The following is a 23,109-nucleotide window of genomic DNA, read 5'->3' as shown; positions in this document are numbered from 1 at the left end:
TAGCCTGGAGCGATGCCCCGGACCCGCTCGACCACCGCGCTCGCCCTGCTCGTGGCCGGGTTCGCCGCCTTGTCCGGCTGCTCCTCGACCGTCGCCGTCCAGGCCGCTCCGAACGCCGACGACCCGCGCTGCGCGCAGGTGATGGTCCTCCTCCCCGACGTCCTGGGAGATCAGTCGCGCCGCTGGACCGACGCGCAGTCCACCGCGGCGTGGGGCGACCCGACGACCGTCCAGTTCACCTGCGGCACACAGCCGACGGGACCGACGACGCTCCCGTGCTTCACGGTCGACGGCGTCGACTGGGTCGTGGACGACTCGCGCGCGCCGTTGTACCGGATCGCCACCTACGGGCGGACGCCCGCAGCGGAGCTCATCCTCGACTACGACGCCGTCTCGTCGAGCGGTCCCGTCTCGGCGCTCAGCCGATTGATCACGAAGCGGTTCGAGGTCACCGGAAAGTGCGTTGCTCCGACCGAGGGGCAGCCCTGACCCGGTTTACCGCGCCAGTTCGATGAGCTCGGTGATCAGGTCGGGGTAGCTGAGCCCGCTCTGGATCCAGCACGTCGGGAACATCGAGATCGGGGTGAACCCGGGCATCGTGTTCACCTCGTTCACGAAGAACTCGCTGCCGGTGTAGAAGAAGTCGACGCGCGACAGACCCTGTCCCCCGACCGCCTCGAACGCCTGCGCCGCGACCCGCTGCATCTCGCGCAACTCACCGTCGTGCAGCTCGGCGGGACAGACGAGATCGATCCCGGGAGCGCCGAGATACTTCGCCTCGAAGTCGTAGAAGTCCCGCCCGCTGACGACGATCTCCCCCGCCACGCTGACGCGCGGCTCGGCGCCGTCTCGGCCCTGCAGGACGCCGCACTCCACCTCGCGCCCCGTCACGGCCTGCTCGACGAGAACGCTGGAGTCTTCGGCGAAGGCGGTGTCGAGGGCGGCATCCAGGTCCTCCCATTCGGACACCTTCGACACGCCGACGCTGGACCCGGCGCGGGCCGGCTTGACGAAGACGGGAAGACCGAGGGCACGGATGCGGCGTCGCCACAGGTCGTCGTCGCGCTCGAGCGCTGCGCGGGTGACGGTCACCCACGGCACGACGGGAACGCCCGCCGCGCGGAGGACGCTCTTGGTCGTGTGCTTGTCCATGCCGATCGCCGACATGAGCAGGCCCGCTCCGACGTAGGGCAGGTCGAGGAGCTCGAGGAAGCCCTGGACGGTGCCGTCCTCGCCGAAGCGGCCGTGGAGGATGGGGAAGACCACATCGATCTCACCGAGGGACTCGACCGCCCCGTCGGGGCGACGCACCGACAGCGTCCGGTTCGCCGTCGACTCCGGCCAGACGATCCGCGTGCCGTTGTCGACGACCTCGGGGAGCCGCTCGGGATTCAGCGCGAACTTGTCGGGATCGTCGTCCTCGAGGACGTACGCGCCCTCGCGCGTGATCCCGACGGGGATGACGCGGTACCGCTCACGATCGATCGCGCGCAGCACCCCGCCCGCCGTGGCGGAACTGATCGAATGCTCGCTGGAACGCCCTCCGAAGAGCAGAACCACTACCGCCTGAACCATTCTGAGTCCTCTCCTCCGTGGGCTCATCGTCATCCGTTGTGAGGTGCGGTGCGATGTCACGGGGGTTCATCGTGCCGTCGAGCACCATCTTGACCTGCTCGACGATGGGCATCTGGACGCCGGCTTCCTTGGCGAGCTGGAGGACGGGGGCGACGGAGGCGAGGCCTTCGGCCGTCTGGTCCATCTGCTTCACGACCTCCGTGAAGCTGTAGCCCTGTCCGAGCAGGCGGCCGGCGGTGTTGTTGCGGCTGAGGGGCGACTGGCACGTCGCGATCAGGTCGCCGAGTCCGGCGAGTCCCTGCAGCGTCTCGGGCTGCGCCCCCTGGGCGACGGCGAAATCCGTCATCTCGACGAGGCCTCGCGTGATGATCGACGCTTTCGTGTTCTCGCCGTAGCCGACACCGTCGACGATGCCGATCGCCACCGCGATCAAGTTCTTCAGCACCCCGCCGAACTCGGTGCCGATGACGTCCGTGTTGACGAACGTGCGGAAGTAGGTGTTGCGGGCGATGCGCGCAACGGCTTCGGCCGTCTCCTGGCTCGACGACGAGATGACCGCGGCGGTCGGCTGCTCGCGGGCGATCTCGAGGGCGAGATTCGGGCCGGATGCCACGGCGATTCGGTCGGGGTCGCAACGGAGCTCCTGCTCGAGGACCTGACTCATCCTCAGTCCGGTCTTCTTCTCCACGCCCTTCATCAGCGACACGATGGGCGCGTCGCCGGCGGCGAGGATGGGGCGGACGGCCTTGAGGTTCTGACGGAGCGCTTGGCTGGAGATGGCGATGTAGACCTGCGTCGCCCCGTCGAGGGCCTCGGCGAGGTGGTGGGTCGCGGACAGACCGCGCGGCAGGTTGATGCCCGGGAGGTACTGCGAGTTCCGCTTGCCCTCGCGGATCTCGTGAGCGAGCTCGGCGCGTCGCGCCCACATCATGACGTCCGCGCCGCCGTCGGCGAGGACCTTCCCGAACGTCGTTCCCCAGCTTCCGGAACCGAGGACCGCGACCCGGGGAGCCGCGGCGTCGCGGCGCGATTCCCTAGGAGTCAAGGCGTCCCGTTTCGTTCTGCCCGTGCTTGGCCGGATTCCAGCGCTCGGCGGGCGGCTCCTCGCCGCGGAGGCGACCGAGGAGGATCGAGATGTCCCGCATGACGGCATCCGTCGCCGCGACGAGCGTGGCGGGGGTCGTGTCGGTGAACGCGGACAGGTCGACGGGAGGACCCACGAGCACGCGCACCCGGCGACGCGGCGGCCACAGCCGCAGGCGCCCGTACCGCGGCAGGATCTCCTGCACACCCCACGTCGCGACGGGGATGACGGGGAGTGTCTCGGCCGCGGCGAGGGCGAGGCGCACGGCGCCCGTCTTGCCCCGCATCGGCCACATGTCGGGGTCGCGGGTCAGCGAACCCTCGGGATACACGATGACGCCGCGCTGCTCGGCGACGAGGGCGTTCGACTGCGCGAGCGTCTGCGTCGCCGCCGCCGAGTTCGAGGCCCGGGCCACGGGGATCATGCCCGTCGCCCGCAGGAGGGCACCCAGGACCGGGACCTTGAACAGACTCTCCTTGGCCATGAACCGGGGCGCCCGGCCCATCCGCCAGGTCGCGACGGCGACGATCACCGGATCGAACTCGCTGTAGTGGTTCGGGGCGAGGACGTAGGCGCCCTCGAGCGGCAGGTTCTCGGCGCCCTCGATCTCGATCTTCGCGAACCATCCCGTGGCGGGGATGACGATCATGGCGGCGGGCCAGAAGACGCTCGGGCGGGTCTTCTCAGCCGACGCGTGACGACGAGGGCTCACCCGGGTCACTCCGTGACGTCGAAGTCGGCGCCGAGGTCCGTCAGCTTCTCGAGCAACTTCTCGTAGCCGCGACGGATGATCCCGATGTTGCGAACGGTCGACTCGCCCTCGGCCGCCAGCGCGGCGATGACGTAGGAGTAGCCGCCGCGGAGGTCCGGGACCACGACGTCGGCACCGTGGAGGGGCGTCGGACCGTTGATGACAGCGGCCTGCTCGAGGGCGCGGCGGGGAACGCGTCGCTCGGAGCTCGCGATGCCGTCGGGGTGCACGACGATGTCGGCGCCCATCTGGACCAGAGCGCGGGTGAAGCCGAGCCGGTTCTCATACACGGTCTCGTGGACGACGGACTCACCCTCGGCCTGCGTCAGGGCCACGATGAGCGGCTGCTGCCAGTCGGTCATGAACCCGGGGTGCACGTCGGTCTCGACCATGACGGGCTTGAGCGGACCGCCGCGGCGGAAGCGGATGCCGTCCTCGGCGATGTCGAAGTCGCCACCGACCTTGCGGAAGACGTTGAGGAAGGTCAGCATCTCCTGCTGCTTGGCGCCGCCGACGAAGATGTCGCCGTCGGTGGCCAGGGCGGCGGCGGCCCACGAGGCGGCCTCGTTGCGGTCGAAGATCGCCCGGTGGTCGTAGCCGCGGAGAGACTCGACGCCCTCGATGAAGATCACCCGGTTGGGCTCGTAGGAGATGATCGCGCCCATCTTCTGCAGGACGGCGATCAGGTCCATGATCTCGGGCTCGATGGCCGCGTTCCGAAGCTCGGTCGTCCCCTTCGCCCGGACCGCGGTGAGCAGGACCTGCTCGGTCGCGCCGACGCTCGGGTAGGGCAGCTCGATGTTGGCGCCGTGAAGGCCGCCGGGCGCCGACAGCCGGATGCCGCTCGGGAGCTTGTCGACGATGGCGCCGAACGAGCGGAGCGCGTCGAGGTGGAAGTCGATCGGGCGGTCGCCGATGCGGCATCCGCCGAGGTCGGGGATGAACGCCTGGCCGAGCAGGTGCAGCAGAGGTCCGCAGAAGAGGATCGGGATGCGGGACGCACCGGCGTGGGCGTCGATCTCCTCCATGTGAGCCGAGACCGCTCCGCTCGGGTCGAGCCGGAGGACGCCGTCCTCGAGGTCCTCGACGTGGACGCCGTGGACCTCGAGGAGCGAACGCACGACATGGACGTCGCTGATGTCCGGCACATCCCGGAGGATGCTGGCGGTCTCACCCAGGAGGGCGGCCACCATCGCCTTCGTGGCGAGGTTCTTCGCCCCCTTCACTTCGACCCGGCCGCGCAACGGTCGTCCGCCGCGGATCCGGAGCGTCTGACCCGTATTACCGCCGCCGGCGGGGGTGGACGCGGAGTCGCTGAGAAGTGTGTTCATGGGTGGGACCTCATTACTGGTGTCGAGGAAGCGTGGTCGGCCCCGTTGTGCGGGGCGCTGGCCGATCAGCGGACGGGGAGCGTCCGCGGCCGCCACGCCTCGCGGCGCGCCTCGAACTGCGCGATCTGATCTTCGCTGCGCAGCGTGAGCCCGATGTCGTCGAGCCCTTCGAGAAGCCGCCACCTAGTGTAATCGTCGATCTCGAACGAGGCCTGGAGGTCGCCGACCGCCACCGTTCGTGTCTCGAGGTCCACGGTGATCTCGCGGCCGGGGTCAGCCTCGAGAGCCGCCCAGATGGCCTCGAGGACGTCTTCGGTGACGACGCCGGTGACGAGGCCCTGCTTGCCGGAGTTGCCGCGGAAGATGTCGGCGAACTTCGTGCTGAGGACGACGCGGAATCCGTAGTCACGAAGAGCCCAGACGGCGTGCTCACGGCTCGACCCCGTCCCGAAGTCCGGGCCGGCGACGAGGACGGATCCGCCGCGGTAGGCATCCTGATTGAGGACGAACTCGGGGTCCTGTCGCCAGTTCGCGAAGAGCGCGTCCTCGAAACCCGTCTTCGTGACGCGCTTCAGGTAGACGGCCGGGATGATCTGGTCCGTGTCGACCGCGGAGCGCTTCAGGGGCACGCCGACGCCGGTGTGGCGGGTGAACTTCTCCATGTCAGGCCTCCGTCAGGGTCAGTGCGTCGAGGTCGCTCGGGCTCGCGAGGCGGCCCAGGACCGCCGTCGCCGCAGCGACCAGCGGCGACACGAGGTGGGTGCGGCCGCCCTTGCCCTGGCGGCCCTCGAAGTTGCGATTGCTCGTGGAGGCGCAGCGCTCCCCCGGGGCGAGCTGGTCGGGGTTCATCCCGAGGCACATCGAGCATCCGGCGAAGCGCCATTCGGCGCCGAAGTCCGTGAAGACCTTGTCCAGCCCCTCGGCTTCGGCTTCGAGACGGACGCGGGCGGAACCCGGGACCACCATGACGCGGACGCCCGGGGCCTTGGTGCGACCCGCCACGATCGATGCGAACTGGCGGAGATCCTCGATGCGGCTGTTCGTGCACGAGCCCATGAAGACGGCATCCACCGCGACGTCCTTCAGGGCGGTGCCCGGCGCGAGATCCATGTACTCCAGAGCCCGCTCCGCGGCCGCGCGTTCGTTCGGGTCGGCCATCTCGGCGGGTTCGGGGATGACGCCGTTCAGCGAGACGCCCTGGCCGGGGTTCGTGCCCCACGTGACGAAGGGTTCGAGCTCGTCGGCATCGAGGAAGACTTCCGCGTCGTAGACGGCTCCCTCATCGGAGGGCAGCGTCCGCCAGTAGGCGACCGCCTCGTCCCAGTCGGCCCCCTGCGGGGCGTGCGGCTTGTCCTTCACGTACGCGAAGGTGGTCTCGTCCGGCGCGATCATCCCCGCGCGGGCGCCCGCCTCGATCGACATGTTGCAGATCGTCATACGCCCCTCCATCGAGAGGGCGCGGATGGCGGAGCCGCGGAACTCGAGGACGTAGCCCTGCCCGCCGTTCGCGCCGATCTTCGCGATGATCGCGAGGATGATGTCCTTCGCGCTCACGCCGGGCTTCAGGGTGCCCTCGACGGTGATCGCCATGGTTTTGAAAGGCTTGAGCGGCAGCGTCTGCGTCGCGAGGACGTGCTCGACCTCGCTCGTGCCGATGCCGAATGCCATCGCCCCGAACGCGCCGTGGGTCGAGGTGTGGGAGTCGCCGCAGACCACGGTGATGCCCGGCATCGTCAGACCCAGCTGGGGTCCCACGACGTGCACGATCCCCTGCTCCTTGTCGCCCAGCGAGTGCAGGCGGACGCCGAACTCCTCGGCGTTGCGGCGGAGGGTCTCGATCTGCGTGCGGCTCGTGAGGTCGGCGATCGGCTTGTCGATCTCGAGCGTCGGCGTGTTGTGATCCTCCGTCGCGATCGTGAGGTCGAGACGGCGGACCGGTCGTCCCTCCGCGCGGAGACCGTCGAAGGCCTGCGGGCTCGTCACCTCGTGGACGAGGTGCAGGTCGATGTAGATGAGGTCGGGGCTGCCGCCCTCGCCCTTCACGACGAGGTGGTCGTCCCACACCTTCTCAGCGAGGGTCCGTGGACGGTCGGGAATCGTGCTCATGTTGTCTCCTGATGTCGGATGGCGCCCGCGACAGCCTCCGCGACGAGAGAGAGCTCAGAACGAGGTCTCGTCGCGGCCGATAAGGAGTCGAGCGGTCCGCACGGCGTCAGACTATCACCGGCCTCCCGGCGACGTGCGCGACCGCGCCCCGGTCAGGGACGGAAGCGCGGCGATCCTCACCGGGCGTCGTCAGAGGGACGCGTCTCGACCGTGGGAGGGGTCCCCTGTTCAGCGGCGACGTCCTCCGCGTGGCGGACGGGCGTCGGCCCGGTTGCGGGGAGCGGTTCCCGCAGCCCCTCGCGGCGCGCCGCGATGAGACTGGCGATCGTCGCGACCGCCATCGAACCGACGATGACCCCGAGAGACACCCAGGTGGAGATCTCCGGAGCCCACTCCACGTGCTCCCCGCCGTTGATGAACGGCAGCTCGTTCTCGTGGAGGGCGTGGAGGACGAGCTTGACGCCGATGAACGCCAGGATGAACGCGATGCCGAAGTGCAGGTACTTCAGCCGGTCCAGGAGTCCGCCGAGCAGGAAGTAGAGCTGGCGGAGCCCCATGAGCGCGAAGATGTTCGCCGTGAAGACGATGAAGGCGCTCTGCGTGATGCCGAAGATCGCCGGGATCGAGTCGATCGCGAACAGCAGGTCCGTCATGCCGAGAGCCGCGAACACGATGATCATCGGCGTGAAGACCTTCTTGCCGTCGATCACCGTCCGCACTTTCGCACCGTCGTACTCCTCGGACACCTTCATCCGGCGCCGGAGGAGCCTGACGAGGAAGCTCTCCTTCTTTTCCTCGTCCTCGTCGTCCTCACCGTCGAAGGCCTGCTTCCAGGCCGTGTAGATGAGGAAGGCGCCGAACAGGTAGAAGACCCAGCTGAACTGCTCGATGATGGCGGCGCCCAGCAGGATGAAGATGCCCCGTAGGACGAGCGCGATGATGATCCCGACCATCAGCACCTTCTGCTGCGCCGCCCGCGGCACCGAGAACTGGCTCATGATCAGCACGAACACGAAGAGGTTGTCGATGGAGAGGCTGTACTCGGTCAGCCAGCCCGCGACGAACTGCCCGGCGTACTCCCCGTTCGTGACGACGAGCATCAGGAGCGCGAACAGCAGGGCGAGCGCCACGTAGAACACGACCCACAGGGTGGATTCCTTCGTCGACGGGACGTGCGGGCGCTTGATGATCAGCAGCAGGTCGGCGACGAGGATGAGCGTCAGACCGACGAGCGAGCCGACCTCGAACCAGAGGGGGAGCTCCATGGGGGCCTTTCGTGCGGGGGCGACCCTAAGAGTACCTTTCGAGTTGTCTGAGACGATCCCTCACGCTGCGACACTCCCCCATCGACAGGACGAACGAGGATGCCATGGCCGACCCGCTCGCACGGCGTGACGCGGACCTGGTGGCAGCCGCCGCGCGGGGCGACCAACAGGCCTTCCGCGAGCTGTATCGCGCCTACGCGCGGCCCGTGTACTGGCTCGCCCATGGGCTCCTGGGCGACACATCGGATGCGGAGGACGTCATGCAGGAGACCTTCCTGGTCGCGTGGCGACGCCTGCCGACGCTCGATCTCGTGAGCGATTCGCTCCTTCCGTGGCTCGTGACGATCTGCCGGTTCCAGAGTGCGAATCGGATGCGGCGACAGCGGCGCGACCGGCTGAACACCGACGCGGGGGTCGATGAGACCATCCCCGGCACGGTCGACGTCGAGGATCAGGTCATCGGCTCGGCGTTGGCGGAGCGCGTCGTCGCGGAACTCGGGACCCTGTCGCCGCTCGATCAGCAGATCTTCCGCTTGTGCGCCACCGAGGGATACGCCTATGCGGCGGCGGCCGAGGAACTGGGGATCTCGCACGCCGTCGTCCGCAACCGCCTCTCGCGGGTCCGCGCCCGCCTGCGCACGGCCCTGGGAACGGAGGGATCATGACCACGGACGACATCGCACTGCCGGAACTGACCCGATCGCGTCAGGACGACATCGAGAGGGCGCTGTTCGCCGAGATCGCTGCGACGGAGAGCAGCACCCGCAACGGTGCGACGCGGCGTCGTCGACGCGGATGGGCCTACGCCGCCGCAGCGGCTGCCGTCCTCGTCGTCGCCGGGTTCGTCGGCCCGGCCCTCGGGAGCGGCGCCGGCGCCGGATCCATCGCCGACGGCGCCGCGTCGCAGGAGTCGATGGCACGACCGGATGCCGAGGGCACCGAGATGAGCGGTGGCTTGCAGGATCTCGGCGACGCCGGCGCGGCCGCAGCCCCCGTCGACGAGCGAGCCGTGATCGCCCGCGCCGAGGCGCGCCTCGAGGCCGACGACCCCGCCGATGCCGCCGATGAGATCGGGACGAGAGCCCAGGCATCCGGGGGGTACGTCGAGTCCTTGACCGTCAGCGACGCGGCGACGGATGACGCTGCAGCCACCGGGGATGCCCGCATCACGGTGCGCATCCCCGCGACGGGCCTCACGGACTTCCTCCGCGACCTCGACGACCTCGGCGCCGTCCGAGCCACCGACATCTCACGGGACGACGTCACGGCCGAGACGACGGACCTCCGCGCACGGATCGCGTCGCTCGAGACGTCCGTGGAGCGCCTCCGCGGACTGATCGCGGATGCCGCGAGCACGGCGGACGTCCTGGCGGCCGAGGACGCACTCGCCCAGCGTCAGGCGGATCTCGACGCCTTGCGCGCACGGGAGAAGACCTTCGCCGACGATGTCGCGCTCTCGAGCGCGACCATCACGATCTCGCGCCACGGCCAGGCGGTGACCGACGAGCCGGACGGGTTCGGTGATGGGTTCGCCACCGGCTGGAACGCCCTGCTCGTGACCCTCAACGGGGTCGTGATCGGCCTGGGGTTCCTCCTCCCCTGGCTCGCCGTCGCTGCGGTGGTCATCCTCATCGTCCGGGTGGCGCGGGGTGCGCGTCGGCGGCGACGCACCGACGCCACCGCCGACGACGCCTGAGAACGCATCGGAAACGACGAAACCCCCGACCTGTCGGTCGAGGGTTTCGTCATGTGGTGACCCCAGCGGGATTCGAACCCGCGTTACCGCCGTGAGAGGGCGGCGTACTAGGCCGCTATACGATGGGGCCGTACTTTTTCGTTCCCTCCCTGCGGAGGCAACCGTTCAATTATGCACGACGTTCACCGTCGCGCAAAATCGGCGCGCCCTTGCCAACCTCGCGGCGTCGTGGGTTGACTGGACGCATGCGCGTTACGAAGCACGAACATGCCTGCCTCCGTCTCGACAGCGAGGGCAAGACCCTCCTGATCGACCCCGGTTCCTTCACCCTCCCCCTCGACGACCTCGGCACCCTGGTCGGCGTCGTCCTCACGCACGAGCACCCCGATCACTGGACACCCGCGCAGCTCGACGCGATCCGTTCGCAGGCGCCGGCAGTGCCGGTGTTCGGCCCGGCCGGCGTCGCGGCTGCGGCATCCGACTACGACGTCACCACGGTCGGCGTCGGGGACGAGGTCGAGGTCGGCCCGTTCCGGATGCGGTTCTTCGGCGGGACGCACTCCGTGATCCACGAGTCGATCCCCGTCATCGACAACCTGGGTGTGCTCGTCAACGACGAGTTCTACTACCCCGGTGACTCCTACGCCGTCCCCGAGGGCGTCGATGTCGGCCTCCTCGCAGCACCCGTCGGGGCGCCCTGGCTGAAGATCGGCGAGGCTATCGACTACGTCCTCGCGGTGAAACCTCGTCGTGCGTTCGGAACTCACGACATGACGCTGTCGCGCGCGGGTCTCGCGATGCACCGCGACCGCCTCAAGTGGGCGACCGAGCAGAACGGCGGCGAGTTCCTGGAGCTCGAGCCGGGCGAGTCCGCCGACATCTGAGCACCTCGACAGAATGACGGATGCCGCGGGGCTTTCGCTCCGCGGCATCCGTGATTCGTGAGGGTCGAGACTCACTCGGCGTCGTGGTCCGTCTCGATGAAGGCGACGAGCTTGTCGAGCGCGTCGTCGGCGCCCTCGCCCTCGGCCTTGAGCGTGACGACGGTGCCCTGCGTGGCACCCAGACCCATGAGGGTGAGGATGCTGCCGGCGTTCTGGTCAGGACCGCCGGGGACGGCGATCGTGACGGGCACACCCGTCTCCTTGACCGCCTGCACGAAGAGCTTGGCGGGGCGGGCGTGCAGTCCGGAGCTGCTCGCGACGGTTGCGGTCCGTTCGGCCATGGTGATTCTTCCTCCTTGAGTCGGTATGACGAGACTATGCCGTGACGGCCACGGCGGGCGCATCGACCTCGAGGGGGCGACGGCGCGCGTAGCGCTTGAGCAGGACCACGGCGACCGCGCTGACGACGGTGCCGACTGCGATCGACAGCAGCCACAGCCAGAAGTTGTCGATGGCGAAGAAGACGAACACGCCGCCGTGCGGGGCACGGGATGTGACGCCGAAGAACATCGACAGCGCGCCCGTCACGGCGCCGCCCAGCATCGCCGAGGGGATGACGCGGAACACGTCGGCCGCGGCGAACGGGATGGCACCCTCCGAGATGAACGCGGCACCGAGCAGCCAGGCCGCCTTGCCGTTCTCACGCTCCGGGGCGGTGAAGAGCCCGCGTCCGAGGACGGTCGAGGCGAGGGCCATCGCGAGGGGCGGGACCATTCCGGCTGCCATGACGGCGGCCATGATCTGGAGGTAGCGCTCGTCGCCGGCGATGCCCTGCGCGAGGTTCGCCGTGGCGAAGCCGTAGGCGACCTTGTTGAGCGGTCCCCCGAGGTCGAAGCACATCATGAGCCCGAGGATGACGCCGAGCAGGATGACGCCGGCGCCGGAGAGTCCGGATAGCCAGTCGTTGAGGAGCTTCGTCAGCGCCGCGATCGGGCCGCCGAAGACGAACAGCAGCAGCCCCGACGCGAAGATCGAGCCGAGCAAGGGGATGATGACGACCGGCATGAGGCCACGCAGCCAGCGAGGGACCGACAGGCGGTTGAGCCACCACGCGGCGAGACCGGCGAGCAGACCGCCGACGATGGCGCCGATGAAGCCCGCACCCATGAAGGTGGCCGCGGCACCGGCGACGAAACCGGGGGCGATACCCGGCCGGTCCGCCAGGCCGTACGCGATGTAACCGGCCAGGGCAGGGACCAGGAACGCGAACGACAGCTGGCCGATCTGGAATGCGGCGGCGCCGAGGTAGTAGACGAGACCCTCGGGCGGCAGGTTCCAGAGGGTGAAGTTCTGCAGCGTGAAGATCGCGTTGTTGACGGTGTTGCCATCAGCGGTGTTCGCGATCTCGTACCCCGCGAGGGCGAATCCGAGGGCGATCAGCAGACCGCCGCCGGCGACGAACGGGATCATGTAGCTCACACCGGTGAGCAGCGCCCTGCGGATGGCGCCGCCGAGCGAGGTCGGCGCGGCTTCGCTGGCGGTCGCGGCGCCCGACGCGGCGGGAACGCGGGGAGCGTTCGGGTTCTTCGCGGCGTCGACGGCTTCGCGGAGCATCTGAGCAGGCTGCTCGATGCCGCGCTTCACTCCGGAGCGGACCACGGGTTTGCCGGCGAACCGCGCCTGCTCGCGAACGTCGACGTCGACGGCGAAGATGACGGCGTCGGCCTCGTCGATGATCCGCTGTTCGATGGCCTTGTAGCCGCTCGAGCCCTGCGGCTCGACGGTCAGGTCGACGCCTTCCTTCTGACCGGTCGCCGTGAGGGCGTCGGCCGCCATGAAGGTGTGGGCGATACCCGTGGCGCAGGCCGTGACGGCGACGATGCGCGCCGGGCGTCCGTCGACCATCAGTCCGTCGTCGGTGGCCGACGCGGACGGGGCAGCGGCGCGAGCCTCGGCGCGCGAGGCGGGTGCCGGTGCATCGGCGGCTGCGGCGGCCGGAGCGTCCGAGATCGCGTCGCGGACGATCGCAACGACCTCGTCGGCGGTCGTCGCGGCGCGAAGACCGGCGGTGAAGTCGTCGCGCATGAGGCTGCGCGCGAGCTTCGAGAGCACGGCGAGGTGCTCCTCGGCCGCGGTGTCGGGAGCCGCGATGAGGAAGACGAGGTCCGCCCCGCCGTCCTCAGCGCCGAAGTCGACACCCGGGTTCAGCCTCGCGAAGGCGAGCGATGCCTGGGTGACGGCGGCGCTCTTCGCGTGCGGGATCGCGATGCCGCCGGGCAGGCCGGTCTCGTCCTTCTCCTCGCGGGCCCAGGCGTCGGCGGCGAGTCGAGCCGCATCCGTGGCCCTTCCCTGCGCGGCGACGCGCTGCGCAAGCGCGTCGATGACGGCGCGCTTGTCGGCGCCGAGCGGCTCGTCGATACTGACGAGTTCCGCGGTGATGATCTCAGTCACGGTGACCTCCAGTGGTCGGGTTGTCCTGCTGCAGGAGTCGTCGGACCGGCACCTCGCCGGTCGACAGGTCGTTCGGGGTCGGGGGTTGCGTGCCGGGCAGGGCCGCGGCGGCGGATCCGTAGCGGATGCCGGAGCGCAGCCGCTCCTCGGGCGCGGCGCCGGTCGTCTCGGCCAGCAGGTAGCCGGCGAGGGAGCTGTCGCCTGCGCCCACCGTGCTGCGGACGCGGGTCGGCGGCGGCGTACCGTGCCAGGACCCGTCGTCGGTGACGAGGACGGCACCGTCACCACCGAGGGTGACGAGTGCGGCGCCTACCCGCGCGGGCACGAGGTCGGCGGCGATCGCGGCGACGGCGTCGGCGAGGGCGACCGTGGTGTCGAGGTTCCGCCCCGCGAGTTCGACGAGTTCCTCGTCGTTCGGCTTGATGAGGTCGGGTCGGCCCGAGGCGACGACGGCCGCGAGCGCCGGTCCCGAGGTGTCGACACCGATGCGAGGAGCCGCGGCGCCCCACGCCGAACGGACGGCCTCGATGACGGTGACGTAGTAGTCGTCCGGCAGTCCCGGGGCGAGCGAGCCCGCGAGGACGAGCCAGGAGGCGCCCTGCGTGGCGGCGACGACCGCGGCGGTGAGGGCCGCGGCATCCGCTTCGGTGAACGCCGCACCCGGCAGGTTGAGCTTCGTCGTCGTACCGGCCTCGTCGGCGATCGTGACGTTGGCGCGGGTGGCGCCGTCATGCGGAACGATCCTGGCGGGGATGCCGGTGGCTGCCAACGCGACGGCGAAGGGGTCGGCTGCGTCGAGCGGTAGGACCGCGAGAGTGGGGCGGGATGCCGCGGCGACGACGCGTGCGACGTTGATGCCCTTGCCGCCCGCATCCTCCCGTGCGCCGAGCGCCGCCTGCACCTCGCCGACGCGCAGCGGCTCGCCGAGGGCGATGGTGCGATCGAGCGAGGGGTTGGTGGTCAGGGTGACGATCATGCGAGCTGGACCTCCACATCGGCCTCACGCAGGGCGCCCGCGAGATCTCCCGTGGGCGCGGTGTCGGTCAGGAGGACGTCGACGTCCGAGAGCGACGCGAACGACACGAGCAGCTCGGCGTCGAATTTGTCCCCGTCGGCGACGACCACGACGCGACGCGCGGAAGCGACGATCGCGCGCTTCACGGCCGCCTCGTCGGGGTCGGGGGTGCTGAGGCCGAACCCTGCCGCGAGGCCGTTCGTCCCGATGAAGGCGATGTCGGGCCGCAAGCGTCCGATCGCCTCGACCGTCTGGGCTCCGACGGCTGCGGCGGTGAGTCCGCGGACCCGTCCGCCGATGGCGGTCAGTCCGATCCCCTGCGCACCGGCCAGGATGTGGGCGACGGACATGGAGTGGGTGACGACTTCGAGGTCGCCCGCGGGGTGGGGCCCGGTCGCGAGAAGCTGGGCGATGGCGCCCGTCGTGGTGCCGGCATCCAGGTACAGAGCACCGTCGAGCTCCTCGCCGAGCAGGTCCACGGCGGCGCGGGCGATGGTCTGCTTGGAGCCGCTACGCTGCGACGCGCGCTCCGCGACGGAGGCCTCGGCAGTGCTGGCCCGGGTGCGGTGGACCGCTCCGCCGTGGACGCGTCGGACCACCCCGGACCGCTCGAGGGCTGCCAGATCACGGCGGACCGTCTCGGTCGTGACCCCGAAGCGATCGGCGAGGTCGACCACGGCGACACGACCGTCAGTCGCGATCAGCTGCTCGATCTGCTGCTGGCGCTCCGTTGCGTACATGTGGTCCTCCTTGAACAAGACCACACGTTACAACAGAAACCAACACGAAACAAGAATGGGATACAGCACGACGCCCCCGGCCGAAACCGGGGGCGTCGTCGAGGTGGAGGAAGGCTCAGGCCTCGCTCATGGCGAGGACTTCGCGCTGACCACGGGCAGCGAGCGCGGCTGCACGAGCGGCGATGCGGCGCTCCTGCTCGGCCTGGCCGGCGTCGATGGTCTCCTGGTCGAGCGGGACGCTCTCGACCTTGTTCACACCGTTGTACTTCTCCATGTAGGCGTCGAGCTCGGGACCCGACTCCCACGACGTGATGAGGCAGTACCGGGGCGCGTCGCCCGGGTGGTAGGCGGCGTGCCAGAGACGCTGCGTGTCAATGACGAGCTGCGCCCCGGCAGGAAGGGCGATGCGGGTCTCGCCGTTCGGGTCGGTGCGGTTGTCGCGAAGGACGAAGAAGCTGTCCTTGTCATCGGTGAGGTTGAAGAAGCTGCGGACGACCCACCCGGTGCCGTCGGGGTTCAGCCGGTTGTTGTCGTCCTGGTGCAGGTTGTACAGCGCGTCGGCGTACGTGTTCGGCTGCAGCTCGATGATGCGGCAGCGTCCGACGTTCGAGCCGGGCTCGAGGGCGCGCTCGGTGAGAGTGGGCGCCTTCTCGGTCTGCGACGGGATCCAGACGCCGTCCTTGTCGGTGCGCGGCGGCTGGTGGTTCCAGAAGCCGTTGCACTCGATCTCACCCTTGGCGGACGCGAGCGGCGCGAACCGGGTGTCGCCGGAGGACTTCCAGTCGACGTATTCGATGTCGAGCCATTCCTTGGGATCGATTTCCTTGCCGTACATGTCGAGGACGACGTATCCGGTCTCCTCGAGCAGAGCACTCTTGATGTAACCCATGCGGATCAACCTTTCTGTCGGACGAGCGAAGTTTTTACAGGCCCGACTTAGGTCAGCCTACCTAGCGGCTCTGAGACCGTCAGTAGACTCGACCGGGGAAATTCGAGGAGCGATTCGAGGAACATGAGCAGCGCCACGAACGTCGATGCGACCGCCGTCAACACGATCGAGTGGCTTTCCGCCTCGGACACCACGATCGTCGTGCCGGTGTACCAGCGGCAGTACCGATGGGACATCGGAGGGTGCGAGCAGCTCCTCGGCGACATCCGCGCCGTCGCCGCTAGCGAGGACGGTCACACGCACTTCATCGGGTCGATCCTGTCGACGGCGAGCACCACGGTCGATGACGACGCGCATCTCGTCCTCATCGACGGACAGCAGCGGGTGACGACACTGATGCTGCTCATCGCCGCTCTCCATCACACGCTGCACACCGACGATCCGGCACTCGCGAAGGAGCTCGAAGCCGTCCTCGTGCGCCGCGACGATCCCCTCCGGACGAAGCTCCGTCCGCACCGGGCATGGGCGGACGTCTTCGAGAGCGTGGTCCTCGACCGCCGCTCCCCCGCCGACACCGACCGTACGTCACGGTTCGACGACAACTACGCGTTCTTCCGCAGCCAGATCCGTCCCGACGAAGCGGCGGGCATCTGGCGCGGTCTGCGCAAACTCGAGCACGTGTCGATCACCCTGGGCGCTGGCGCCAACGCCCAGCAGATCTTCGAGAGCCTCAACTCGACGGGTGAGCCCCTCCGTGACCACGAACTCATCCACAACTACGTCCTCATGGGACTCTCGCACGCCGAGCAGAGCGAGATCGAGAACGAGTACTGGCTCCCCCTCGAAGCGAACACCGGCGAGCAGATCGGCGCGTTCTGGAGGGACTACCTCGTCATGCTGACCGGCCGCGAGGTCCTCGTCGAAGGCGAGCGCGGTGTCTACGACGCGTTCCGGCACGAGTTCCCCCGCCTCGACCGCGCCACCCTCCTCGAGAACGCGACGCAGTGGCGGGAACTGTCGGAGATCTATCGGCTCCTGCTCGAACCCGCCACGGCGACGGATGCCGCCATCGCCCGCCACTTCGGGGCGGTCAACGTCCTCGGTCGCGGCATGTACCCCATCGCGATGCGTCTGTACCGCGACCACCTGCGGGGTGAGCTGTCGGCATCCGATCTTTCCCTGGCTCTCACCCACGTGGAGTCGCTCCTGCTGCGCCGGACCGTCGTCGGCCTGCCGATCGACCGTCTCGTCGCCCGGTTCTGCCGGGCCGCGGACGAGGGCATGGAGTCCCTCGTCCTCGCGATCGCGCGCATCACGCCGTCCGACGAGCGCACGCGGGTCGGCCTCCGCTACGGCGAGCTGCCGCACGCGGCCTTCGTCCTCGAGCGACTCGCGGGGATCGACGCCGATGCGGGCCTCGTCCTCGATCACGTGCTGCCCGCGGCTCCCTCAGACGACTGGAGCGGCGACGGGGTCCGCCGATGGGCGGATCTCACCGACGACGAGCAGAACGCGCACCGGGCGCTCGTGAACACCCTCGGGAACCTTACGCTCCTCGAGGAGGACCTCGCGGACCGCGTGTTCGACGCGTCGTTCCCCGCGAAGCGCACGGCGTACGCGACGAGCTCGCTCCCGCTGACCCGTGAGGTCGCGGATTCCGCGGCGTGGTCGACGGCGCAGATCGCCGCGCGCACCGAGCAGTTGACCGCCCGTTTCATGGATGCCTGGCGCCGCCCCGCCGTCGTGGGCATCGACGACGACAACCTCACGCCGATCCTCGACGCCAAGAAGCGCCGCGGGTGGCCCCGTGGGTGGCAGCGGGAGTTCGACTACGTCGAGTACCGCGGCGAGCACTGGGACGTCCGGGACGTCCGCTACCTGTTCAACCGCGTCTTCGCCCGGCTGTGGGCGGACTCGCGTCAGAGCGTCGTCGACTACAGCGCGCGCCAGGGCGGTCCGGTGTATCCCGCGATGGCATGGAACGGCCAATGGGACCGGCTGAGCGAGGGCCAGTACCTGTACCTCGGGTGGGACTCGAAGTACATGCTCTCCGCTGTACAAGGAGTGCTCGAGGAAGCCGGCTGGGCGTCGGAGGTCTTCGTCAAGTACTCCTACATCGGCGACGCGATGCGCTGATCCGCAGCGCCCCGCCGCGATAGGTTGGGGCCATGCATGCGAGCCAACGCCAGCCCCGACCCGGGGCGGCGATCGAGCGAAAGGCTCGCATCCATGATGCGCTCACCCCTGTGCAGGCTGCTGTTCCGGCTCTTCGGACATCGCGTCTGCTGTCATCTCCCTGAATGGACCGCGCACGTCGGGCGCCCCTGGCGGCCCGTCGGCGAGGAACCCTGGAACCTCTACAACATCCTTTGGCGCATGCAGCAGTGGGTCTGCACGGGCATCGAGTGAGCCCGCGCACCTGATGCGCTGAGGATCAGTCGCCGTCGGCTCCGCCGTCCCCCTCGGGGGCGGCGGGGTCGACGGGGATCTCGATCCAGGTCGCCGTCGTGGGCTTCGTGGACAAGAGGTCTGGCTTCCACCCGCCGACGGCCGGGCCCTCGCCGAGACGGTCGATCGGATTCGCCGGCTCCAGCGGCTCGGACGGGAGACCGCCCCATTCGGACGGTTCCTCGGGTCGCTGCGTGAAGAGTCCCATGGGACCATTGTGCGCCCGCACGGCGAGCCGCGACAGCACGCTTCGCTTCACGGGACCGCGACCCACAGCCGGGCGGCGGTGGTCCCTTGTGCTACAAGTCGGTTGCTGCGTACCCTGCCAAAACGGCGCATTCTGCGCACATTCAAAGGGGGAAGTATGAAGAAATCCATCATGTCGATCGCAGCCGCCGGGATTCTCGCGCTCGGCGTACTGTTGAGCCCGAGCCCTGCGACAGCTGCGAGCCCCACGATCGTGGAGAAATCAACCAAGACTGTCAATTTTGTTCAGACGGGCCAGTACTACTCCTCCGCGGTCAAACGATGCCTGAAGGTAAAAGTGTCGGGGACAATGAAGGTTCAGTACGTCAGGTCGAAGGATTACCTCGGAAACGATTTCCAATCACTTACCAACCCGACAATCCATGCTCCGAAGATGGTCCTTTCGTCTACGTCTTCATGCTCGGCGAGCACTGGAGCAAATCTGAGTAGCGCGAAACTGACGCAGACATTCTCCTATTACGCCTGTGGCGGCTCAGTGTCATACTCCGCAGGCTATCCGCTCTCTGTCGGTATCTCGTGGACCCCGGAATGCGGGAATCGACAAGCGATTAATCGATCGATGGAACTCAGTGGCCCAGCAAGCGTGTTCACCCAGGCGAACTCAAACAGCGTGGGGACCGTGAAAAAGGTAGTCAGCGGCCGCACGTCGACAAACGTCAAGACGTGCGTTGCCGTCGGCACCTTGGTTACAGCAAGGGTGGGCAGCACCGGAGATAACGTGAAGATCGACGCCGGAGACGTCTGCGTCACCGTTTAGGCATCAGTCGACGACAGACGCCTCTCCCGACGTAGAGCGGGGTGTGAGAAGGATGACGATCACGCCCCGCTCGCGAACATTCGATAAGAGATGAGCCGCGACCGCTCTCGCAGGAAAAGCAAAACCCCCGCCGGAGCGGGGGTTTTTCATCTTGCTGGGGTACCTGGACTCGAACCAAGAACAACGGAACCAGAAACCGCCGTGTTGCCAATTACACCATACCCCACTGGATCCGGCCGGAACCGTTCCGAGGGTCAAGCTTAGCCCACGGCGCGGTCCCGGCCAAACCGAGGCATCAGCCGCGTGTCGCCCTCAGCTTCTCGAGGCGGGCGATCGACACGTCCTTGCCCAGGAGCTCCATCGACTCGAACAGCGGCGGCGAGACACGCCGGCCGCTGAGCGCGACGCGGGCAGGGCCGTACGCGACACGAGGCTTGAGCCCCAGTCCGTCGATGAGCGAGCCCGCGAGCGCCGCTTGGATGGCCTCCGCGTGGAACGCGTCGGCGGGCACACCCTCGAGAGCCTCGATGGATGCGGCGAGGACCTCCGCCGCGTTGGCGGGAAGCCCCTTGAGAGCGTCCTCGTCGTACGTCTCGACGTCGCGGAACAGGAAGCCGAGAAGGCCCGGTGCCTCACCGAGCATCTGCATGCGCTCCTGGACGAGCGGTGCGGCCTTGGCGAGCATCTCGCGCTGCGCGTCGGTGGGAGGCGTGCTGACGACGCCGGCGCCGACAAGGTAGGGCACCAGACGCGACGCGAAGTCGTCGGACTCCAGCATCCGGATGTGGTCGCCGTTGATGGACTCGGCCTTCTTCTGGTCGAAACGGGCCGGGTTGGGGTTGACGTTCACGATGTCGAACGCCTCGATCAGCTCCTGACGCGTGAACACGTCGCGGTCGGAGGCGATGGACCAGCCGAGGAGGGAGAGGTAGTTGAGCAGACCCTCGTGGATGAAGCCCTTCTCGCGCTGCAGGAAGAGGTCGGCCTTCGGGTCGCGCTTGGAGAGCTTCTTGGTGCCCTCCTCCCCCAGCACCAGCGGCATGTGCGCGAAGCGCGGCACGAAGTCCGTCACGCCGGCGTCGATCAGTGCGCCGTACAGGGCGAGCTGGCGCGCCGTCGAGGGCATCAGGTCTTCGCCGCGGAGAACATGGGTGATTCCCATGAGCGCGTCGTCGACGGGGTTGGTGAACGTGTAGAGCGGGATGCCGCCGGCGCGGACCACCACGAAGTCGGGGAACGACCCGGCGGGGAAGGTGACCTCGCCGCGGATGAGGTCGACGTAGGTCACGTCCTCCTCGGGCACGCGCAGGCGCCAGGCGGGCTCGCGTCCCTCGGCGCGGAAGGCGGCCTTCTGCTCGTCGGTGAGCGTGCGGTCGTAGTTGTCGTACCCGAGCTGCTTCGCGCGGCCCGCCGCGGTGTTCCGCGCGTCGATCTCCTCGGCCGTCGAGTAAGACTCGTAGACGGCGCCCGAGGCGATGAGCTTGTCGAGGACCTCGCGGTAGATGTCGTGGCGCTGCGACTGGCGGTACGGCTCGTGCGGTCCACCCTTCTCCACGCCCTCGTCCCAGTCGATCTCGAGCCAGGTGAGCGCGTCGACGAGCTGACGGTAGCTCTCCTCGCTGTCGCGTGCCGCGTCGGTGTCCTCGATGCGGAAGATCATCTTGCCTCCGGTGTGCCGCGCGTACGCCCAGTTGAACAGGGCGGTGCGGACCATCCCGACGTGCGGGAGGCCGGTCGGCGAGGGGCAGAAGCGGACGCGGACGTCCGAGCCGGAAGCGGTCGTGGTGAGGGGGTGCGGTGCAGTCGACATCACCGTCCAGTCTACGGCCGCGCCTTCGACCGGCCCGCTCGGTCAGCGACGCGCGTAGGGAGAGAGCACGGTGATCGCGATGACGACCGCGAGAGCGACGAGCGCGAGCCCGCCGTACCCGATGAGACTGAGGATGCCGCCGGCCAGCACGGACCCGATGGCCGCCGACAGCGTCATCGCCGTGTCGCTGCGCCCCTGCCGGCGAGGCCGGAGCTCGGTCGGCGTGGCCTCGGTCAGCAGCGCCGCGCCGCCCACCGTCGCCGCGCTCCACCCGAGTCCCAGGAGCAGGAGAGCGATGAGCACCGCGGTGGGCGAGTTCGGAGCGATCGCCGCGGTGACGAGCGAAGCGGCGAGGATCGCCTGTCCGAGGAGGATCGTCTGCAGCCGACCCCAGCGATCCGCGAGGATGCCGAAGACCGGCGACAGGCCGTACATCCCGAACACGTGCAGGGCGATGGTGACGCCGACGATCGTGGTCACGTTCCGAGGGTCGAGGTGCGACAGGTGGACGGGGGTCATGGCCATGACCGACGCCATCGTCACGTGCGAGCCGGCCACGGCGAACACCGCGTAGCGGGCCACGATCGGTCGGTCCACTTCCACGACGCGGGTCGCACCGGCATCCCTCGTGCGAGCGAGCTGCTGCGCGACCTTCAGGGGGTCGGGCCGGAGGGCGACGAGGTAGAGGATGAGGGCGAGCGTCTGCGCGACGATCGAGAACGCGTACGAGCCGGTGAGGGGCGGCATCCCGAGCCACTGACCGACCGCCTCGCCGGGCGTCAGCATGAGCGGGCCGACGACCCCGCCCACGGTCGTCGCCCACACCACGGTGCCGAGGTCGCGTCCGCGACGCCCCTGACCCGAGAGGTCGGTCGCCGCGAACCGGGACTGCAGGTTGCCCGCATTGCCGGCACCGATGAGGATGACGCCCACGAGGAGCAACGGAAAGAGGCGGAGCGCCGCCGCGGTGATGACGACCGCGATCCCGACGAGGGCCAGCAGGTTCCCGAGGGTCAGCGCACGCCGGCGCCCCTGCGCCGAGGCGAGTCGTGCGAGCGGGATCGCGCACAGGGCGGCACCGAGGGTGACGGATGCCGTCGCGAACCCCGACAGCGACTCCTCACCCGACAGGTCGGCCGCCAGCAGCGCCCCCAGTGAGACCGTCGAGCCGAAGGCGACGCCACCGAGGACCTGCCCCGCGGCGAGGACGCCGACCGTCCGCCGCTGGATGCGGGCAACGTCGGTCGAGGAGAGGGTGGGGTCTGTCCCGTCAGGCATTCCGCGCCGTGTTGCGCAGGATGCCGAGACCCGTGATCTCGACCTCGAGCACGTCACCGGCGTGGAACTCGCCGATCCCCGCCGGCGTGCCCGTGAGGATCACATCGCCCGGGAGGAGCGTGAAGGCCGCCGACGCGTAGGCGATGATGTCGGGCACGGAGTGCACCATGTCGGAGATCGGACCGTCCTGACGGACCTCGCCGTTCACCCGGGAGACGATGCGCGCGCCGCCGTCGAGGTTGAACTCGGTCTCGATGATCGGACCCAGCGGGCAGAAGGTGTCGAAGCCCTTGGCACGCGACCATTGGCCGTCGGAGCGCTGCAGGTCGCGCGCCGTGATGTCGTTGCCGATCGTGTAGCCGAAGACGTAATCGAGGGCCTTCTCAGCGGGGACGTTCTTGGCGACGCGGCCGATGACCACGGCGAGCTCGCCCTCGTAATCGGTGCGCTCGGACTGCGGCGGGCGGACGACGGCGTCATCCGGACCGATGACCGACGTGTTCGGCTTCAGGAACAGCAGCGGCTCGCCGGGGGCCTCGCCGCCCATCTCGGCCGCGTGGTCCCGGTAGTTCTTGCCGACGCAGACCACCTTGGAGCGTGGGATGGACGGGGCGAGGAGGGTGATCTCGGCGAGAGGGATCCGATCCCCCGTCGTCTCGAACCCGGCGAACATCGGGTCACCGGCGAGCTCGACGACCTCCTTCTCGTCGATGATCCCGTAGCGGATGGCCTCGTTGCGGCGGTAACGGACGATGCGCACGG

Annotated in this window: 23 protein-coding genes and 2 tRNA genes; 7 read left to right on the top strand and 18 right to left on the bottom strand. The window is 68.9% G+C overall.

Annotated elements, in window-relative coordinates:
- Positions 1–12: 12 nt before the first annotated feature.
- On the top strand, positions 13–489 hold the full coding sequence (locus MRBLMI1x_RS11065; protein WP_363458780.1) for a DUF3515 family protein: 477 nt from the start codon (positions 13–15) through the stop codon (positions 487–489).
- A 6-nt stretch (positions 490–495) separates the two neighbouring features.
- Here MRBLMI1x_RS11065 and MRBLMI1x_RS11060 read toward each other — a convergent pair whose 3' ends face one another.
- The 7 genes from MRBLMI1x_RS11060 to MRBLMI1x_RS11030 all read right to left on the bottom strand — a co-directional run bounded on the left by MRBLMI1x_RS11060 (position 496) and on the right by MRBLMI1x_RS11030 (position 8,112).
- A complete protein-coding gene (locus tag MRBLMI1x_RS11060; protein ID WP_363458778.1) occupies positions 496–1,575 on the bottom strand; it encodes a D-alanine--D-alanine ligase family protein in 1,080 nt (359 codons plus the stop codon).
- Positions 1,475–2,620, bottom strand: coding sequence for an NAD(P)H-dependent glycerol-3-phosphate dehydrogenase (locus MRBLMI1x_RS11055; RefSeq protein ID WP_363458776.1), 1,146 nt, complete (start codon positions 2,618–2,620; stop codon positions 1,475–1,477). Before MRBLMI1x_RS11055 ends, MRBLMI1x_RS11060 begins: the two co-directional genes overlap by 101 nt.
- Positions 2,610–3,380, bottom strand: coding sequence for a lysophospholipid acyltransferase family protein (locus MRBLMI1x_RS11050; protein ID WP_018188071.1), 771 nt, complete (start codon positions 3,378–3,380; stop codon positions 2,610–2,612). Before MRBLMI1x_RS11050 ends, MRBLMI1x_RS11055 begins: the two co-directional genes overlap by 11 nt.
- Complete coding sequence (gene murA / locus MRBLMI1x_RS11045; protein ID WP_363458774.1) at positions 3,377–4,741, bottom strand: UDP-N-acetylglucosamine 1-carboxyvinyltransferase; 1,365 nt, start codon at positions 4,739–4,741, stop codon at positions 3,377–3,379. Before murA ends, MRBLMI1x_RS11050 begins: the two co-directional genes overlap by 4 nt.
- A gap of 65 nt (positions 4,742–4,806) precedes the next feature.
- Positions 4,807–5,403, bottom strand: coding sequence for a 3-isopropylmalate dehydratase small subunit (gene leuD, locus MRBLMI1x_RS11040; protein ID WP_336123714.1), 597 nt, complete (start codon positions 5,401–5,403; stop codon positions 4,807–4,809).
- Between the two features lies 1 nt (position 5,404).
- Complete coding sequence (gene leuC, locus MRBLMI1x_RS11035) at positions 5,405–6,847, bottom strand: 3-isopropylmalate dehydratase large subunit (protein ID WP_336123715.1); 1,443 nt, start codon at positions 6,845–6,847, stop codon at positions 5,405–5,407.
- A 176-nt stretch (positions 6,848–7,023) separates the two neighbouring features.
- The gene (locus MRBLMI1x_RS11030) at positions 7,024–8,112 is read right to left on the bottom strand and encodes a TerC family protein (protein WP_018188075.1); all 1,089 of its coding nucleotides are present in this window, start codon (positions 8,110–8,112) and stop codon (positions 7,024–7,026) included.
- Between the two features lie 104 nt (positions 8,113–8,216).
- Between MRBLMI1x_RS11030 and MRBLMI1x_RS11025 the strand changes: the two genes are divergently transcribed.
- Both MRBLMI1x_RS11025 and MRBLMI1x_RS11020 read left to right on the top strand, forming a co-directional pair.
- Complete coding sequence (locus MRBLMI1x_RS11025; RefSeq protein ID WP_311870202.1) at positions 8,217–8,777, top strand: RNA polymerase sigma factor; 561 nt, start codon at positions 8,217–8,219, stop codon at positions 8,775–8,777.
- Positions 8,774–9,808: a DUF4349 domain-containing protein gene (locus tag MRBLMI1x_RS11020; RefSeq protein ID WP_363458770.1), complete on the top strand. Its 1,035-nt coding sequence runs from the start codon at positions 8,774–8,776 to the stop codon at positions 9,806–9,808. Before MRBLMI1x_RS11025 ends, MRBLMI1x_RS11020 begins: the two co-directional genes overlap by 4 nt.
- Before the next feature lie 54 nt (positions 9,809–9,862).
- Here the strand turns inward: MRBLMI1x_RS11020 and MRBLMI1x_RS11015 are convergent.
- Positions 9,863–9,938 (bottom strand) — tRNA-Glu (locus MRBLMI1x_RS11015).
- Positions 9,939–10,053: 115 nt separating this feature from the next.
- Between MRBLMI1x_RS11015 and MRBLMI1x_RS11010 the strand changes: the two genes are divergently transcribed.
- A complete protein-coding gene (locus tag MRBLMI1x_RS11010; RefSeq protein WP_363458768.1) occupies positions 10,054–10,692 on the top strand; it encodes an MBL fold metallo-hydrolase in 639 nt (212 codons plus the stop codon).
- Positions 10,693–10,763: 71 nt separating this feature from the next.
- Here MRBLMI1x_RS11010 and MRBLMI1x_RS11005 read toward each other — a convergent pair whose 3' ends face one another.
- The 5 genes from MRBLMI1x_RS11005 to MRBLMI1x_RS10985 form a co-directional block, all read right to left on the bottom strand.
- The gene (locus tag MRBLMI1x_RS11005) at positions 10,764–11,033 is read right to left on the bottom strand and encodes an HPr family phosphocarrier protein (RefSeq protein WP_116229015.1); all 270 of its coding nucleotides are present in this window, start codon (positions 11,031–11,033) and stop codon (positions 10,764–10,766) included.
- 34 nt (positions 11,034–11,067) lie between these two features.
- Positions 11,068–13,143, bottom strand: a complete 2,076-nt coding sequence (locus MRBLMI1x_RS11000; RefSeq protein ID WP_363458766.1) for a PTS fructose transporter subunit IIABC — start codon at positions 13,141–13,143, stop codon at positions 11,068–11,070.
- Positions 13,136–14,119, bottom strand: coding sequence for a 1-phosphofructokinase family hexose kinase (locus MRBLMI1x_RS10995; protein WP_311856865.1), 984 nt, complete (start codon positions 14,117–14,119; stop codon positions 13,136–13,138). The genes MRBLMI1x_RS11000 and MRBLMI1x_RS10995 overlap by 8 nt, the downstream gene beginning before the upstream one ends.
- Positions 14,116–14,898, bottom strand: coding sequence for a DeoR/GlpR family DNA-binding transcription regulator (locus tag MRBLMI1x_RS10990; RefSeq protein ID WP_363458764.1), 783 nt, complete (start codon positions 14,896–14,898; stop codon positions 14,116–14,118). The genes MRBLMI1x_RS10995 and MRBLMI1x_RS10990 overlap by 4 nt, the downstream gene beginning before the upstream one ends.
- Before the next feature lie 115 nt (positions 14,899–15,013).
- A complete protein-coding gene (locus MRBLMI1x_RS10985; RefSeq protein ID WP_018188083.1) occupies positions 15,014–15,787 on the bottom strand; it encodes a hypothetical protein in 774 nt (257 codons plus the stop codon).
- A 123-nt stretch (positions 15,788–15,910) separates the two neighbouring features.
- Here MRBLMI1x_RS10985 and MRBLMI1x_RS10980 point away from each other — a divergent pair, with 123 nt between their 5' ends.
- Both MRBLMI1x_RS10980 and MRBLMI1x_RS10975 read left to right on the top strand, forming a co-directional pair.
- Positions 15,911–17,923: a DUF262 domain-containing protein gene (locus tag MRBLMI1x_RS10980; RefSeq protein WP_363458762.1), complete on the top strand. Its 2,013-nt coding sequence runs from the start codon at positions 15,911–15,913 to the stop codon at positions 17,921–17,923.
- A 93-nt stretch (positions 17,924–18,016) separates the two neighbouring features.
- Positions 18,017–18,196, top strand: a complete 180-nt coding sequence (locus MRBLMI1x_RS10975; protein WP_065570411.1) for a hypothetical protein — start codon at positions 18,017–18,019, stop codon at positions 18,194–18,196.
- 25 nt (positions 18,197–18,221) lie between these two features.
- On the opposite strand, the gene MRBLMI1x_RS10970 is transcribed toward MRBLMI1x_RS10975, so the two are convergent.
- Complete coding sequence (locus tag MRBLMI1x_RS10970) at positions 18,222–18,443, bottom strand: hypothetical protein (RefSeq protein WP_363458760.1); 222 nt, start codon at positions 18,441–18,443, stop codon at positions 18,222–18,224.
- A gap of 156 nt (positions 18,444–18,599) precedes the next feature.
- On the opposite strand from MRBLMI1x_RS10970, the gene MRBLMI1x_RS10965 reads away from it, so the two are divergent.
- The gene (locus MRBLMI1x_RS10965) at positions 18,600–19,259 is read left to right on the top strand and encodes a hypothetical protein (protein ID WP_363458758.1); all 660 of its coding nucleotides are present in this window, start codon (positions 18,600–18,602) and stop codon (positions 19,257–19,259) included.
- 154 nt (positions 19,260–19,413) lie between these two features.
- Here MRBLMI1x_RS10965 and MRBLMI1x_RS10960 read toward each other — a convergent pair.
- The 4 genes from MRBLMI1x_RS10960 to MRBLMI1x_RS10945 form a co-directional block, all read right to left on the bottom strand.
- Positions 19,414–19,485 (bottom strand) — tRNA-Gln (locus MRBLMI1x_RS10960).
- 69 nt (positions 19,486–19,554) lie between these two features.
- Positions 19,555–21,069, bottom strand: a complete 1,515-nt coding sequence (gltX, locus tag MRBLMI1x_RS10955) for a glutamate--tRNA ligase (RefSeq protein WP_363458756.1) — start codon at positions 21,067–21,069, stop codon at positions 19,555–19,557.
- A 42-nt stretch (positions 21,070–21,111) separates the two neighbouring features.
- Entirely contained in the window at positions 21,112–22,347 is a 1,236-nt protein-coding gene (locus MRBLMI1x_RS10950) for an MFS transporter (protein ID WP_363458754.1), read from the bottom strand.
- Complete coding sequence (locus MRBLMI1x_RS10945; RefSeq protein ID WP_311856875.1) at positions 22,340–23,107, bottom strand: fumarylacetoacetate hydrolase family protein; 768 nt, start codon at positions 23,105–23,107, stop codon at positions 22,340–22,342. The genes MRBLMI1x_RS10950 and MRBLMI1x_RS10945 overlap by 8 nt, the downstream gene beginning before the upstream one ends.
- Positions 23,108–23,109: the final 2 nt, after the last annotated feature.

The organism is Microbacterium sp. LMI1x-1-1.1 (assembly GCF_040676205.1).
Taxonomy (GTDB): Bacteria; Actinomycetota; Actinomycetes; order Actinomycetales; family Microbacteriaceae; genus Microbacterium; species Microbacterium aquilitoris.
Note: the sequence above shows the minus strand (reverse complement) of the source record. Positions and strands in the feature narration are given on the sequence as shown.

Excerpts from the sequence above, each read along its gene's own strand:
- murA (WP_363458774.1), bottom strand. The coding sequence starts at position 4,741 with ATGAACACACTTCTCAGCGACTCCGCGTCCACCCCCGCCGGCGGCGGT.
- MRBLMI1x_RS11065 (WP_363458780.1), top strand. The coding sequence starts at position 13 with ATGCCCCGGACCCGCTCGACCACCGCGCTCGCCCTGCTCGTGGCCGGG.
- MRBLMI1x_RS10990 (WP_363458764.1), bottom strand. The coding sequence starts at position 14,898 with ATGTACGCAACGGAGCGCCAGCAGCAGATCGAGCAGCTGATCGCGACT.
- MRBLMI1x_RS11010 (WP_363458768.1), top strand. The coding sequence starts at position 10,054 with ATGCGCGTTACGAAGCACGAACATGCCTGCCTCCGTCTCGACAGCGAG.
- MRBLMI1x_RS11060 (WP_363458778.1), bottom strand. The coding sequence starts at position 1,575 with ATGGTTCAGGCGGTAGTGGTTCTGCTCTTCGGAGGGCGTTCCAGCGAG.
- MRBLMI1x_RS11005 (WP_116229015.1), bottom strand. The coding sequence starts at position 11,033 with ATGGCCGAACGGACCGCAACCGTCGCGAGCAGCTCCGGACTGCACGCC.
- MRBLMI1x_RS11025 (WP_311870202.1), top strand. The coding sequence starts at position 8,217 with ATGGCCGACCCGCTCGCACGGCGTGACGCGGACCTGGTGGCAGCCGCC.
- leuD (WP_336123714.1), bottom strand. The coding sequence starts at position 5,403 with ATGGAGAAGTTCACCCGCCACACCGGCGTCGGCGTGCCCCTGAAGCGC.
- MRBLMI1x_RS10980 (WP_363458762.1), top strand. The coding sequence starts at position 15,911 with ATGAGCAGCGCCACGAACGTCGATGCGACCGCCGTCAACACGATCGAG.
- MRBLMI1x_RS11030 (WP_018188075.1), bottom strand. The coding sequence starts at position 8,112 with ATGGAGCTCCCCCTCTGGTTCGAGGTCGGCTCGCTCGTCGGTCTGACG.
- MRBLMI1x_RS10965 (WP_363458758.1), top strand. The coding sequence starts at position 18,600 with ATGAAGAAATCCATCATGTCGATCGCAGCCGCCGGGATTCTCGCGCTC.
- MRBLMI1x_RS10995 (WP_311856865.1), bottom strand. The coding sequence starts at position 14,119 with ATGATCGTCACCCTGACCACCAACCCCTCGCTCGATCGCACCATCGCC.
- MRBLMI1x_RS11020 (WP_363458770.1), top strand. The coding sequence starts at position 8,774 with ATGACCACGGACGACATCGCACTGCCGGAACTGACCCGATCGCGTCAG.
- leuC (WP_336123715.1), bottom strand. The coding sequence starts at position 6,847 with ATGAGCACGATTCCCGACCGTCCACGGACCCTCGCTGAGAAGGTGTGG.
- MRBLMI1x_RS10985 (WP_018188083.1), bottom strand. The coding sequence starts at position 15,787 with ATGGGTTACATCAAGAGTGCTCTGCTCGAGGAGACCGGATACGTCGTC.
- MRBLMI1x_RS10975 (WP_065570411.1), top strand. The coding sequence starts at position 18,017 with ATGATGCGCTCACCCCTGTGCAGGCTGCTGTTCCGGCTCTTCGGACAT.
- MRBLMI1x_RS10950 (WP_363458754.1), bottom strand. The coding sequence starts at position 22,347 with ATGCCTGACGGGACAGACCCCACCCTCTCCTCGACCGACGTTGCCCGC.
- MRBLMI1x_RS10970 (WP_363458760.1), bottom strand. The coding sequence starts at position 18,443 with ATGGGACTCTTCACGCAGCGACCCGAGGAACCGTCCGAATGGGGCGGT.
- gltX (WP_363458756.1), bottom strand. The coding sequence starts at position 21,069 with ATGTCGACTGCACCGCACCCCCTCACCACGACCGCTTCCGGCTCGGAC.